This is a genomic window from Aurantiacibacter sp. KMU-128 (genome assembly GCF_056933515.1).
Genome location: NZ_JBXORT010000001.1, coordinates 2284599 through 2297738, shown reverse-complemented (window position 1 = coordinate 2297738; position 13140 = coordinate 2284599). Strand labels below are relative to the sequence as shown.

General features: G+C 62.0%; 9 protein-coding genes. 4 read left to right on the top strand and 5 right to left on the bottom strand.

Going from position 1 to position 13140, the window contains the following annotated elements; all coding sequences use genetic code 11:
• Positions 1 to 4: 4 nt before the first annotated feature.
• Entirely contained in the window at positions 5 to 1591 is a 1587-nt protein-coding gene (rtcR, locus tag ACS0VV_RS11195) for an RNA repair transcriptional activator RtcR (protein WP_483532782.1), read from the top strand.
• A 292-nt stretch (positions 1592 to 1883) separates the two neighbouring features.
• On the opposite strand, the gene rimO is transcribed toward rtcR, so the two are convergent.
• From rimO to serS, 5 genes are all read right to left on the bottom strand, one after another.
• The gene (gene rimO / locus ACS0VV_RS11190) at positions 1884 to 3251 is read right to left on the bottom strand and encodes a 30S ribosomal protein S12 methylthiotransferase RimO (RefSeq protein ID WP_483532781.1); all 1368 of its coding nucleotides are present in this window, start codon (positions 3249 to 3251) and stop codon (positions 1884 to 1886) included.
• Positions 3252 to 3286: 35 nt separating this feature from the next.
• Positions 3287 to 4372, bottom strand: a complete 1086-nt coding sequence (locus ACS0VV_RS11185; RefSeq protein ID WP_483532780.1) for a potassium channel family protein — start codon at positions 4370 to 4372, stop codon at positions 3287 to 3289.
• A 6-nt stretch (positions 4373 to 4378) separates the two neighbouring features.
• Positions 4379 to 5146, bottom strand: coding sequence for a 5'/3'-nucleotidase SurE (surE, locus tag ACS0VV_RS11180; RefSeq protein WP_483532779.1), 768 nt, complete (start codon positions 5144 to 5146; stop codon positions 4379 to 4381).
• A gap of 60 nt (positions 5147 to 5206) precedes the next feature.
• Positions 5207 to 5794 (bottom strand): D-Ala-D-Ala carboxypeptidase family metallohydrolase, encoded by a 588-nt coding sequence (locus tag ACS0VV_RS11175; protein ID WP_483532778.1) that lies wholly within the window; start codon positions 5792 to 5794, stop codon positions 5207 to 5209.
• Positions 5795 to 5899: 105 nt separating this feature from the next.
• Complete coding sequence (serS, locus tag ACS0VV_RS11170) at positions 5900 to 7177, bottom strand: serine--tRNA ligase (RefSeq protein WP_483532777.1); 1278 nt, start codon at positions 7175 to 7177, stop codon at positions 5900 to 5902.
• 308 nt (positions 7178 to 7485) lie between these two features.
• Between serS and ACS0VV_RS11165 the strand changes: the two genes are divergently transcribed.
• From ACS0VV_RS11165 to ACS0VV_RS11155, 3 genes are all read left to right on the top strand, one after another.
• Positions 7486 to 8778, top strand: a complete 1293-nt coding sequence (locus ACS0VV_RS11165; protein ID WP_483532776.1) for a COG1361 family protein — start codon at positions 7486 to 7488, stop codon at positions 8776 to 8778.
• Between the two features lie 74 nt (positions 8779 to 8852).
• Positions 8853 to 10457 carry a CshA/CshB family fibrillar adhesin-related protein gene (locus ACS0VV_RS11160; protein ID WP_483532775.1) on the top strand — a complete coding sequence of 535 codons (1605 nt, stop codon included), beginning with the start codon at positions 8853 to 8855 and terminating at the stop codon, positions 10455 to 10457.
• A 64-nt stretch (positions 10458 to 10521) separates the two neighbouring features.
• Positions 10522 to 13107: a beta strand repeat-containing protein gene (locus ACS0VV_RS11155; RefSeq protein ID WP_483533536.1), complete on the top strand. Its 2586-nt coding sequence runs from the start codon at positions 10522 to 10524 to the stop codon at positions 13105 to 13107.
• Positions 13108 to 13140: the final 33 nt, after the last annotated feature.

Below are 13140 nucleotides of genomic sequence, written 5' to 3'. Positions count from 1 at the left end.
AAGAGTGAAGCCCACTACAGTCATAGGTTTTCTCGGCTCGACGCTAGATGCCGCAAAGTTCGGTCCGTCGCGCTGGAACAAGTGGCGGCCCACGGTCAGCATCTGCATGCAAGAGGACTTGCGGGTGGATCGCTTCGTGCTGATCCACGGCAGCTATCACCGGCGCCTCGCCGAGTTCGTCATGCAGGATATCCGGGATGTTTCGCCCGAGACCGAAGTTGTTCCCCACGTCATGGATTTCAAAGACGCATGGGACTTCGAGGAGGTTTATGGAAAGCTGCTCGATTTCGCGCGAGAATTCGCGTTCGATCCGGACTCACAGGATTACCTGATCCATATCACCACCGGCACCCATGTGGCGCAGATCTGCCTCTTTCTGCTGACCGAGGCGCGCTATCTGCCCGGAAAGCTCTTGCAGACACAGCCTCACCAGGGAGCGCCGCAGCCGATCGGCACCTGGGCTTCGATCGACCTCGACCTTTCCCGCTACGATTCTATCGCCAGTCGCTTTGCCGAGGCGAGCGCGGAAAGCACCAGCTTTCTCAAAAGCGGGATCGAGACGCGCAATGCGGCCTTCAACCGCATGGTCGAGGAAATCGAACAGGTCGCGGTTCGCAGCCGCGCGCCGATTCTGCTAATGGGCCCGACCGGCGCAGGCAAGAGTCAGCTCGCGCGCAAGGTATATGAGCTCAAGAAGCTGCGCCATCAGGTCGAGGGGCCATTCGTGGAGGTCAATTGCGCAACCCTAAAGGGCGACAGCGCAATGTCCGCGCTGTTTGGTCACAAGAAGGGTGCCTTCACCGGCGCGGTGGCGGACCGGCCTGGCTTGCTCAAGAGTGCCGACAAGGGCCTCCTTTTCCTCGACGAAATCGGCGAGCTGGGTCTCGACGAGCAAGCGATGATCCTGCGGGCGATCGAGGAAGGGCGCTTCCTGCCTGTTGGCGCAGACAGCGAGGCGAAGAGCGAGTTCCAGCTGATCGCCGGCACCAACCGCAACCTCATGGATGAAGTCGCTGCTGGCAATTTCCGCGAAGACTTGTTTGCGCGCCTGAATCTGTGGACCTTCGCATTGCCCGGGCTCGCCGAGCGGCGCGAAGATATCGAACCCAACCTCGACTACGAACTTGAGCGTTTCGCCGAACGTGAAGGCACGCGCGTTACATTCAACAAGGAAGCGCGAGACCGGTATCTCGCTTTTGCCGAGAGCCCGTCAGCACGGTGGCAGGGCAATTTCCGCGATCTCGCTGCCAGCGTCACCCGCATGGCAACACTTTGCCCCACCGGCCGGATCGACCGCGAGGCAGTGGACTTCGAAACCGGCCGCCTTGCACGGCTCTGGTCAGGCGACAAGGCGGAGAGCGACAGCCTGACCGACTTGCTAGGAACGGAGCGAGTGGAGGCGATTGACCCTTTCGACCGGGTACAGCTGGAATATGTGGTTGGCGTGTGCCGACGCTCAGCCAGCCTTTCTGACGCAGGACGCACCCTCTTTGCCGCCTCACGCGAACAGCGCACATCGACCAATGATTCAGATCGCCTGCGGAAATACCTAGCCAAGTTTGGATTGGATTGGGACATAGTCGCAAGATAGCAGAGTCAGCTATCCGCACTTTCATCGCCAAAACCGGACAGTCCGCTACCGGCCCAGTTTCGTTCCTTCGGACCGACCGAAAGCAGACCGCACCTATAAGACCGTTGTACCCTTTCCTACACGCCGCCATCGTGCCTAGCGTCGCTTCGCCCAACTTCACCCGTCGGGCAGGCTCTTTTCTAACGTCGATCCCCCTCCGCCCCGCAGCGAAACTTTTTGCAGTGTTTCACACGGATGTATTTCGTGAATTTCCGCGCCGTTGTTCAGGCTGGAGCGACTTAGACTGAACGAATCAGGCTATGGGCACCCCGAACAGGTCGTGCGCGTCGGCATCCTCGATTGCCACATCGATGATGTCGCCCGGCTCAAGCGTCGCAGGCACGTTGCGCAGGAACACCGCGCCGTCGATCTCCGGCGCGTCGGCCTGGCTGCGGCCGGTGGCGCCGATATCGCCATCCTCGTCGGGTTCGCCCACCTCGTCGATGATGACGGGCAGCGTGCGGCCCACCTTCGCGGCCAGCTTGGCGGCGCTGATGCGTTCGGTGACTTCCATCAGCCTTGCGTATCGCTCTTCCTTCACCGCTTCGGGCACCGGATCGGGCAGGGCGTTGGCCGCCGCGCCTTCGACGGGTTCGAAGCGGAAAGCGCCCACGCGGTCGAGCTGGGCTTCCTCCAGCCAGTCGAGCAGGTACCGGAAGTCCTCCTCGGTCTCGCCCGGAAAGCCGACCACGAAGCTGGAGCGGATGGTGAGATCGGGCGCAATGGCGCGCCAGCTCTTGATGCGTTCGAGCACCTTCGCCTCATTGGCGGGGCGGCGCATGGCTTTGAGCACTTTGGGCGCGGCGTGCTGGAACGGGATGTCGAGATAGGGGGTGAGCAGCCCTTCGCCCATCAGCGGGATCACCGCGTCGACATGGGGGTAGGGGTAGACATAGTGCAGGCGCACCCAGGGCGGGGTGCCTTCGGGCGTGCGCAGCTGGCCCAGTTCGCGGGCGAGGTCGGTCATATGAGCGCGGACGGGGTGGCCCTTCCACTCGCGTTCCTCGTGGCGGGTGTCGACACCGTAGGCGGAGGTGTCCTGGCTGATAACGAGCAGCTCCTTGGTGCCCGCCGCGACCAGCTTTTCCGCCTCGCGCAGCACCGCGTCGATCCGGCGGCTGGCGAGCTTCCCGCGCAATTGCGGGATGATGCAGAAGGCGCAGGAGTGGTTACACCCCTCGCTGATCTTGAGATAGGAGTAGTGCCTTGGTGTCAGCTTAACGTCGGGCTGCGGCACAAGGTCGATAAACGGCCCTTGCGAGGGCGGCGCAGCTTCGTGAACGGCCTCGACCACGTCTTCATACTGGTGCGCGCCGGTGATCGCGAGGACTTTGGGATAGCGGGCGCGGATCATCTCCGCCTCGTCCCCCATGCAGCCGGTGACGATGACGCGGCCGTTCTCGGCGATGGCCTCGCCGATGGCTTCGAGGCTCTCCTCCTTGGCGGAGTCGAGGAAGCCGCAGGTGTTGACGAGCACCACGTCCGCCCCGGCATAGTCGGGCGACATGGCATAGCCATCGGCGCGCAGGCGGGTGAGGATGCGTTCGGAATCGACCAGCGCCTTGGGGCAGCCGAGCGACACCATGCCGACGCGCTTCTGGTCTGGAATGAGGGTAGCCATGATGCCGCGCCCTTACACGCGGCGGCGGACGGGGGCTAGGCTCTTTCGGGCGTTGCCGCTTCGCCATTGCTGCTGGCGGGATCGGAGGGCAGGATTTCGACCACGATGTCGCCCGCCTGCAGGCAATCGGCCTCGTGCTCCCAAAAGCCGCAAGCGCCGCCATTGCGGTAAATGCGCAGGCCCCGTCCGCCCGATGCGAGTTCGGACAAGGGCTTGCCGATTTCTTCGGGCAAGACGGCACGCTCCACCAGCTGGACCCGTCCGGTCACCGACGCGAGATCGGCCATGTATTCGGCAATATGCGCTCCACGCGCACTGCCCGCCAGCAGCAGACCGGTAAAGCGCACAGGGTTGATTACATTGTCCGCGCCCGCCTGCCGCGCGAGCAATTCGTTATCGGCAGCGCGCACCACCACGCTGATGGGAACGTGCGGCGCCAGATGGCGCACGGTGAGCACGATCAGGATCGAGCTGTCGTCACGCCCGGCAGAGACGAGCACGGTCTGTGCAGCGGCGATGCGTACGGCTTCCAGATTCTCGTCGCGCGTGGCGTCGGCCTGGATGACGTTGCAACCCATGGCTTCGGCCAGCGCAAGTCTTTCCTCGCCGGGGTCCATGACCACGATATTGCCGGGATCGGTGCCGCGCTCGATCAGCTCCCCCACCGCTTCCGCGCCGGAGACGCCAAAGCCGAGCACCACGATGTGGTCCGAAAGCTGTTCCTGGATCCGCGCCATGCGCCATTTCTCCCAACTGCGTTTGAGCACAAAACTGTAGGCCGCGCCCACGAAAATGAAGATCACCGCAACGCGCACCGGGGTCACGACAATCGCTTCGACCATCCGCGCCCTGTCTGTCACCGGGGCGATATCGCCAAAGCCGGTGGTGGTGACAGAGATCATGGTGAAATAGATCACATCGGTGAAGCTGACATGGCCGTCCACATTGTCCACCAGCCCTCCCCGATCGAACCAATGGATCATGATCACAGTAAGGATCAGAAGCAGCGCCAGGCCCATTCGCAGGCCCAAGTCGCCCCATACGGGGATCTTGACCGCGCGTCGCAACCGGGCGGGGCCGAGATCGGTCTTGCCGCGTTTCTTGTTGGTTGTGAGCCGCATCCCGCCTCAGTTGCCCTCTTCCGCAGCAAACCGTTCTGCCAGAGTGCCAATTGCAGCGTAATGCGTCAAATCGAGTTGCAACGGGGTCACCGAGATATAGCCGTCCTCGATCGCTTCCAAGTCGGTGCCATGATCCAGCGTATGCTCTGCATCTTGCAGACCGAACCAGAAATAGGGCCGCCCGCGCGGATCGGTTGCCTCGACCAGCGAGCCGCGCGAATAATCGTGGAACCCCTGCCGCACCACGCGGATACCGCGCACCTTGTCTGCAGGAAGAGCGGGAAAGTTGACGTTGATGAGCGTGCGCTTGGCCATCGTCACATCAACCAGCGGAGTGAGGACTTTCAGCCCCCAATCCTCGGTCGCGGAAAAGCTCGCGCCATTGTCGCGGAAGGCCTGGCTCAGCGCGATGGCGGGAACGCCTGCCAGCGCCGCCTCCATCGCTGCCGATGCGGTGCCCGAATAGGTGATGTCATCGCCCAGGTTCTCTCCCGCATTGACGCCCGACAGGACGAGATCGGGCTTGCCGTCGGCAAACAGCTTGCGCAGCGCCAGGTTCACGCTGTCGGTCGGCGTGCCGGTGACCGAATAGCGTTTCTCGCCATGCTGGCGCAGGCGCACCGGGCTGTGCAGCGTGAGCGAGTGTCCGGCACCCGATTGCTCTTCGGCGGGCGCACAAATTGTGATGTCGTCCGACAATTGCCGCGCCAGCTTCTCCAGCACGACAAGGCCGGGGGCATGGATGCCGTCATCATTGGTGAGGAGGATACGCACTATTTTTCGGATCGTATAATGTGGCTGCGATGTAAAGGCCTTGGTCGTCTCAAAGTCACATCAAACTTGATGGCAGGCGCTACTCTCGTTTTCGTAGGTATAACCCCAAGTGCGCCAACCCGTAGCGTCAACATGGAATCTTGCGCGCTCGTTTCTTTCTGGCTGTGCAACGTCGAAATACGCGCCAAGGCCCCATTGTGATGATGTACCTGCGCTGCGCCACACGTGGCAAAGAGTGGTGAATGTATTGAGCGCCGATCGTTGCTGCTTGGGAACTAGATCAAGCGCAGAAAACGAAAGGTGCCGACTGTTTGACGCTCCACCGGCGCATTCATTCATCGCCGGTGAACGATAGGAAGATATCACTTCGACTTCGCCAATTTCGGGGATCACCACATCGCGCACCAGCCTCAGCGTTGGAACTATCTGTGGCCACATTTCTGCTGGAGGAATAGAGAGCAGTTCACCATTGCATCGGTGCGCATTTGGGCGATCAGCGCGAAGAAGCGTATATGGCGGAACGATGTCACTGACTTCTTCACTTTGAAGGAATTGCACGAAATCGGCATAGGCTTGTTGCCGTTCCGGACTGGCATCGATCCAGCGCTGGGTGTGATCGCGGTCAGTTGGGGAAGCACCGGCACCCATACCAGTTGGCTCAACATTGAAATACCAACCGGTTACGAGTGCAATTAGGATGCAAAGGAGAACAATTATCCGAGGACTGGACCGCATCGTCGGTGCTTGCGGCAACTAAACCGGCAAAATCGCAGTCACCCCGCCCATATAGGGCGCGAGCACTTCCGGAACCAGAACCGAGCCGTCTTCCTGTTGGTAATTCTCCATCACCGCCACAAGCGTGCGGCCTACAGCGAGGCCGGAGCCATTGAGCGTGTGGACGAATTCGGTCTTCTTTTCGCCCTCTGGCCGGTAGCGGGTGTTCATCCGCCGCGCCTGGAAATCGCCGGTGTTCGAGCAGGAGCTGATCTCGCGATAAGCACCTTGGCCCGGCAGCCAGACTTCGAGATCGTAGGTCTTGCGCGCACCGAAACCCATATCGCCGGTGCAGAGCAACACTTTGCGATAGGGCAGGTTGAGCGCCTTCAGAATGCCTTCTGCACAGCCGGTCATCCGCTCATGCTCGGCATCGGAATCTTCGGGGCGACAGATGCTGACCAACTCGACCTTTTCGAACTGGTGCTGGCGGATAAAGCCGCGCGTATCCTTCCCCGCCGCGCCCGCTTCGCTGCGGAAGCAGAGCGTGTGCGCGGTGAGACGGATGGCGGCGGCAAGATCGGGCAGTATTTCACCCGCGACCGATGCGGTGAGGCTGACTTCGGACGTGGGGATGAGCCAGCGGTCATCGGTGGTGCGGAAACTATCCCCGGCAAACTTGGGCAGCTTGTCCGTCCCGTACATCGCGTCATCGTTCACCAGCACCGGCGGGTTGCATTCGGTGTAGCCGTTTTCGCGCGTCTGCGTGTCGAGCATGAACTGCGCCAGCGCGCGGTGCAGGCGGGCGATATCGCCGCGCAGGAAGGTAAAGCGCGCGCCCGAGAGCTTCGCACCGGTCTCGAACTCCATGCCGAGCGCGGGGCCGAGATCGGCGTGTTCCTTCGGCGTGAAGTCGAAGGCGCGCTTCTCGCCCCACGTCGCAACTTCGACATTGCCCGCCTCGTCCTCGCCTTGCGGAACATCGGCGGCGGGGAGGTTCGGGATGGTGGCGAGCGCCATGCGCAATTCATCGCCCAGCGCGCGTTCGCGGTCTTCCAGCGCGGGCATATCGCCCTTGATCTGCGCGACTTCGGCCTTCAGCGCATCGGCCGTCTCGCGGTCGCCCTGGCCCATCGCCTGACCGATAGCCTTGGACGCTTCGTTGCGGCGGCTTTGCATTTCTTGCAGCCGCGTCGTCACGTCGCGCAATTGCGTGTCGAGGGAGAGGATGGCGGCGCTCACCGGCTCCAGCCCGCGCCTTGCCAGCGCGTTATCGAAGCCTTGCGGATTGTCTCTGATCGAGCGGATATCGTGCATGGCCAGCGCCTATGCCCGCAGGCTGGCGGGCTTGTCCAGCATTGCGTCTTGCCGCGGCATTTTCGGGGCCATTCCCTTAGGGCGCGGCAAGCCCTTGTTAAACTCTCCTAACGCTGGAGTATGGGCTGCAATTAACCCGCAATCCTGCAGCAAACCTTGTAAAATCGCGTAACGGGCCGGTCTCCTCAAATAGTTGTTAACCATTTCTGTCCAGAAAGCGCCTCGGGTTTTCGACGCGGGGCGCTTGCTCTGGCTTATCCGACCTTCGACGAAACCCCGATTGTTTGAACACTAACGGGTACTACGTAATGCTTCGGCTCGCTGCCTTCACAGGCTGGATCAGAAAAGGAACAGGCAAAGCCGCGGCGCTGCTCGCTACCGCTGGCCTGTCGCTGATCGGCGCGCCGGACGATGCGGCAGCACAATCGACCTTTACCGTCCAATCGGTGCCCAACAGCTGGACCGCTACCTTTGCCGACAGTCTTGGTCGCACGATTACTGTGCGGATGCAGCCTCAGAACACCAGTTGCGCCTCGATCGATGCGACCGGGCGGACTTTCCAATATGCGCGGGTCAGCGTCGCAGCGTGCGACCGCGCTATCACCTTTGATTTCGAGACGTCCGGCTTTCTCGTTCAGTCGATCAATTTCATCGATATCGACGATTTCGATGGCACTGGCCCGCGCGATGGGATGGCGATGAACGTTCCGGGCACTTGGACGTCGCCCACCATCGAAGTCCACTCTTTTGCGAGCCCGCCGACCTACGCCGACCAAGCTGCACGGCTAACGGCGGCGGGAGCTGTGGGCAGCTTCATCGCCAATGATTCTGGCAACAACCCCGTTGACGAAGCGGCCACCTTCACGATGGCCACGCCAACCCGCACCTTCCGTATGATCTATGACGATGTGCAAGCCGGGCGCGATGCAACCTCGCGCATAAGCTTGAACAATATCGTCATTGTCGTCGCGTCGGGCAGCGTCGTTGCCAGCAACGATACCGGCTCGACCAGCGCAACGACGGGCGGAACGGCGATTGCCAATGTCCGCGCCAATGACACGCTCAACACGGTTGCCGTCAATGGCGTGAATACCACGCTGAGCGTTGCTCCCGGATCGACTGTGCCCGCGGGTCTGACCTTCAACACCACGACCGGTGCGGTCACGGTTGCCGCAGGCACGCCCGTGGGTGTGCACACCTTCAACTACCGGATCTGTGAAACCGGATTTCCAGCCAATTGCGCCATCGCCACTGCGACGGTGACCGTGACCGGCTCCGCAGACATATCGGTCACCAAAACCAATACGCCGGGCGTAAACGGCAATGTCGACCAGGCCAACGATTCCGTGAATGCTGGCCAGACAACGACATACACGGTCATCGTAACAAACAATGGCACGGTGAGTGTAAATGGCATCATCGTCAGGGACACGGTGAGCAGCGGCATTGTTTGTGCCGGCTCCAACACCGTTACAATTTCGGGCAACGGCGTTCCCGCAGGTAGCTACACGGTAGCAAATTTGACCGGTGCGGGCATTACGCTCGGCACTCTTGCGGGCGGCCAGAGTGCCACGCTCAGCTACGCGTGCACGGTGAACTGACCATGGCACAACATCGCCTTTCTCTCAGGATGCTTTTGACCGGTGCTTGCCGATTGTGGCCTGTAACAATCGCGATGGCAGCCACGGCTGCCCCCGTGACAGCGTATGCGCAAACAGCCACAAATACCGTCCAGATTACCGGACCTAGCGGGCTGACGGATCCGAATGCCGCCAACAACACCGCAACCGATAGCGACCGCGTTATCCCGGCGCCCTCAACGGGGCCGGGTACGATGTCCTATGCCACCAGCGGCAACGGCCTGCACCAGTCCAGCATCGCGATCCTCGACTGGTCGACCAGCTCGATCGTCGATGGCATCCAGAACGGCGACGTCGTCAATTTCGCGCTGACCGGCTGCCGCACGGGAACGCTGACGGCGACCTTCAGCAATGTCGTGAATGCCGGAAACATGGACATTCGCGATATGCAGACATGGGTCGGATCATCGGCGTTTCAGGCCTATAACGGCCCAGGCGCGGGCGAGGCGATCCACACTGTCAATGACGACCTCGGCTTTACGATCAACTGGACGTTCACGGTAGGCGGGCAAGCGCAGCCGCTCGATCTGATCTTCTTCGATGCGGAAGCCACCAATGGTGGAGGCGAGTCCATCGCCGCGACGACCAATGGTGGCGGCTGGGCGCTGATCGAGAACATCGGCGGCACAGGGTATGTGATGGCCGGCGTTGGAAGCCAAACAATCACCATTACCCGAACCGAAGGGCCATCGAATTCCCCCGTCCTGCTGACAAAGGCGGTGAGCCGTACCGATGTGGCGATGGTCGCCGGCGGTAATCAGGCGGTCGCGTTCGGCGTGCTGTTGCCGTGCGATTTTTCCGACGCGCCCGCATCCTACGGTTCGGCCGTCCATGCCTTCCGCGAGGATGCCAATCCGCTGGGCCTCGGTCTGGTGGCGGATGCCAGCCAGCCCATTCTCGGCACCGGCATCGATCCGGAATTCAGCGCGCAAGCGAGCGTCAACGCCGATGGCGATGATACCGACCCGCGTGGTGATGACGAGAACGGCATTTCTTCGTTCGGGACGCTGACACGCGCCACCACCACTTACACGCTGCCTGCATCCAACATCTCGGTTTCGGGTTCGGGCAATCTTTACGGCTGGGTCGATTTTGACGGCAACGGCACGTTCGACACCGACGAATTCGCATCGACAACCGTCACCGGCGGCGTTCCTGCCAGCGATCTGGTCTGGAGCGGCGTTTCGGGCGTTACCTCGGGCGCAAGCACCTATGTCCGCCTGCGCTACACGAGCGATACGCTCACGGCCTCTGGCGCAACGGTTGCGGCCCGAAATGGCGAGGTCGAGGACTACATCGTCACGTTGACGACGGCCGTTGATCTGGCGCTGACCAAGACCAACACGCCGGGCGTCAACGGCGAAGTCGATCAGCCGGATGACACGCTCATTTCGGGTTCGACCACAACCTACACCATTCGCGTGACCAATAACGGCCCTGACGATGCCGTTGGTGCCATCCTTACCGATACTCCCGGCGCGGGGCTTTCCTGCGATGCCGCCAGTCCCGTGACGATCACGGGCGACGGTGTCCCTGCCGGTTCCTTCACAATCGCAGACCTAACCGGTGCGGGCATCACGCTCGGCACTCTCTCTACCGGTCAAACGACCACTCTCTCTTACTCTTGCCAGGTGAACTAACATGATGAACTCAGTACAAAGCATTGCAGCTCCCCCGCCTGCGTTCCCCATCGGCAACTTGCCTGTGCGCAAGATGCTGACGAGTGCGCTTCCCTTTATCGCCGTTGCCGTTCCCGGCACGGCCTATGCGCAGGTTGACCCGTCGAACACGGCGTCGATCTCGGTGCCGAGTGGCGCGATCGATACCGATCCCACCAACAACTCGGCGACCGATACCGATACGCTGCTCGCGGCAATCATCGCCAATGACGACTCCGCTTCGGGTGCCTTCGGCTTTGCCGGGGCGACCGATGTCCTCAGCGTGCTCGGCAACGATACCAGCAATGGCGCGGCGGCGACGACCGGCAATGTGACCATTGCGGTTGCCTCGGGCTCCTCGGTCCCGGCGGGCCTTACCTTCGATACCGCCGATGGCACGATTGACGTGGCAGCGGGCACTGGCAGCGGCGTCTACACCTTCGACTACACGATCTGTGAAGCCGGTCAGCCGACGAACTGCGACACGGCCACCGCGACGGTAACCGTCACCGATCCGGCCATCGTGGCCGATCCGGACAGCGCTACCGGCGTGGACGGCGTGGCGGGCGTGGCCGACGTGGTCAACGTGCTCGACGGCGACACTATCGGCGGCGTGGCGGCGACGACCAGCAATGTCGTCATCACCGTTGCGAGCGGTTCCTCTGTCCCCGCAGGTCTCACCTTCGATACGACCGATGGCGGCGTCAGCGTCGATCCGGGCACTCCGGCCGGTGTTTACACCTTCGACTACACGATCTGCGACGCGATCAATCCGTCGAACTGCGACACCAACACCGTCAGCATTACGGTTGATGCGCCGGTGATTGTCGCCGACCCGGACTCGGTTACCGGCGTCGACAGCCTGGCAGGCGGCACCGATGTGCTCAACGTCCTCGATGGCGACACGATTGGCGGCAATCCGGCGACGACCAGCAATGTCACGATCAGCGTGGCGAGCGGTTCCTCGGTTCCGGCAGGCCTCACCTTCGACACCACCGATGGCGGCGTCAGCGTCGCTCCGAACACGCCGGCGGGTGTCTACACCTTCGATTATACGATCTGCGACGTGCTCAACCCGGCCAATTGCGACACCAATACGGTGAGCGTGACGGTGGAAGCACCGACGATCCTGGCCGATCCAGACAGCGCCACCGGCGTGGATGGCGTGGCAGGCCAGAGCAACGTGCTCAACGTGCTTGATGGCGACACGATTGGCGGCGCCGCAGCGACCACGAGCAATGTCGTCATCACCGTTGCCAGCGGTTCGTCCGTCCCGGCAGGTCTTACCTTCAACACCGCCGACGGTTCGGTCAGCGTTGATCCAGCGACCCCGGCGGGTGTCTACACCTTCGACTACACGATCTGCGATGCGGTCAACCCGTCGAACTGCGACACCAACACCGTCAGCATCACGGTTGATGCGCCGGTGATTGTCGCCGATCCCGATACGGTTACCGGCATCAATGGCGCCGATGGCGGCACCGATGTGGTCAATGTGCTCGACGGCGACACGATTGGCGGCAGCCCTGCGACCCCGTCCACTGTCACCATCACCGTGGCGAGCGGTTCGTCGGTTCCGACCGGCCTTACTTTCGATACGACCGATGGCGGCGTCAGCGTCGATCCGGGCACTCCGGCGGGCGTCTACACCTTCGACTACACGATCTGTGACGTGCTCAACCCGACCAATTGCGAGACCAACACGGTCAGCGTGACGGTTGATGCACCGGTGATCGATGCGGTCAATGACAGCTCGCTCGACATTAACGGCGCGGATGGTGGCACCAATGTCATCAATGTGCTGGATAATGACACGCTCAATGGCGGCGCGGCCACGGTCAGCAATGTCACTCTGGCGGTGGCGACCACCTCCAGCGTCCCCACTGGCCTCACCTTCGACATCACCGATGGCTCGGTGGATGTTGCAGCGGGCACCCCGGCAGGCGTCTACACCTTCGATTATACGATCTGCGAAGTCATCAACCCGACCAATTGCGATACCGCGACGGCAACCGTCAACGTGGTGGCGCCGGCGATCACGGCGGATGATGACAGCGTCACCGGCCTCAGCGGCGTGGCAGGCTCTGCCGACGTGCTCGACGTGTTGGCAGGCGACACGCTAAACGGCGTGCAGACGGACATCACCGAAGTCAGCATCTCCATCGTCACTCCGGCGAGCGGCAGCGGCAACGTGCCGTTTATCGACCTGACAACGGGCCAGGTGCAGGTTCCGGCAAACACGCCCGGTGGCACCTACACCATCGTCTACGAGATCGAGGACCGCAACAATCCGGGCAACACCGCGCAGGCTACTGCAACGGTCATCATTGCCCCGACGGTCGATCTCTCGATCACCAAGACCAACGGTGTCACCACCGTCCAGTCGGGCGATACGGTTACTTACACGCTGGTCGTGTCCAACGCTGGCCCCGATGCAGCGGTTGGCGCGGTTGTCACCGACGTCCCGGGCGCAGGCCTGACCTGCCCGGTCGGCAACACCGTAACCCTGACGGGCGACGGCGTGCCGGTGGGCAGCTTCACCATCGCTGACCTGACGGGTGCGGGCATCACGCTCGGTTCGCTGGCGGCGGGTGAAAGCACCACCATCACCTACAGCTGCTCGATCGACTGAAGCTAAGGAATAGGACGGAAGCGCAAGGTGGCT

What these genes read in the sequence shown, in the direction of transcription:
- ACS0VV_RS11160 (WP_483532775.1), top strand. Translation starts at nt 8,853, where the DNA reads ATGGCAGCCACGGCTGCCCCCGTGACAGCGTATGCGCAAACAGCCACA.
- ACS0VV_RS11175 (WP_483532778.1), bottom strand. Translation starts at nt 5,794, where the DNA reads ATGGGTGCCGGTGCTTCCCCAACTGACCGCGATCACACCCAGCGCTGG.
- rimO (WP_483532781.1), bottom strand. Translation starts at nt 3,251, where the DNA reads ATGGCTACCCTCATTCCAGACCAGAAGCGCGTCGGCATGGTGTCGCTC.
- ACS0VV_RS11165 (WP_483532776.1), top strand. Translation starts at nt 7,486, where the DNA reads ATGCTTCGGCTCGCTGCCTTCACAGGCTGGATCAGAAAAGGAACAGGC.
- serS (WP_483532777.1), bottom strand. Translation starts at nt 7,177, where the DNA reads ATGCACGATATCCGCTCGATCAGAGACAATCCGCAAGGCTTCGATAAC.
- ACS0VV_RS11185 (WP_483532780.1), bottom strand. Translation starts at nt 4,372, where the DNA reads ATGCGGCTCACAACCAACAAGAAACGCGGCAAGACCGATCTCGGCCCC.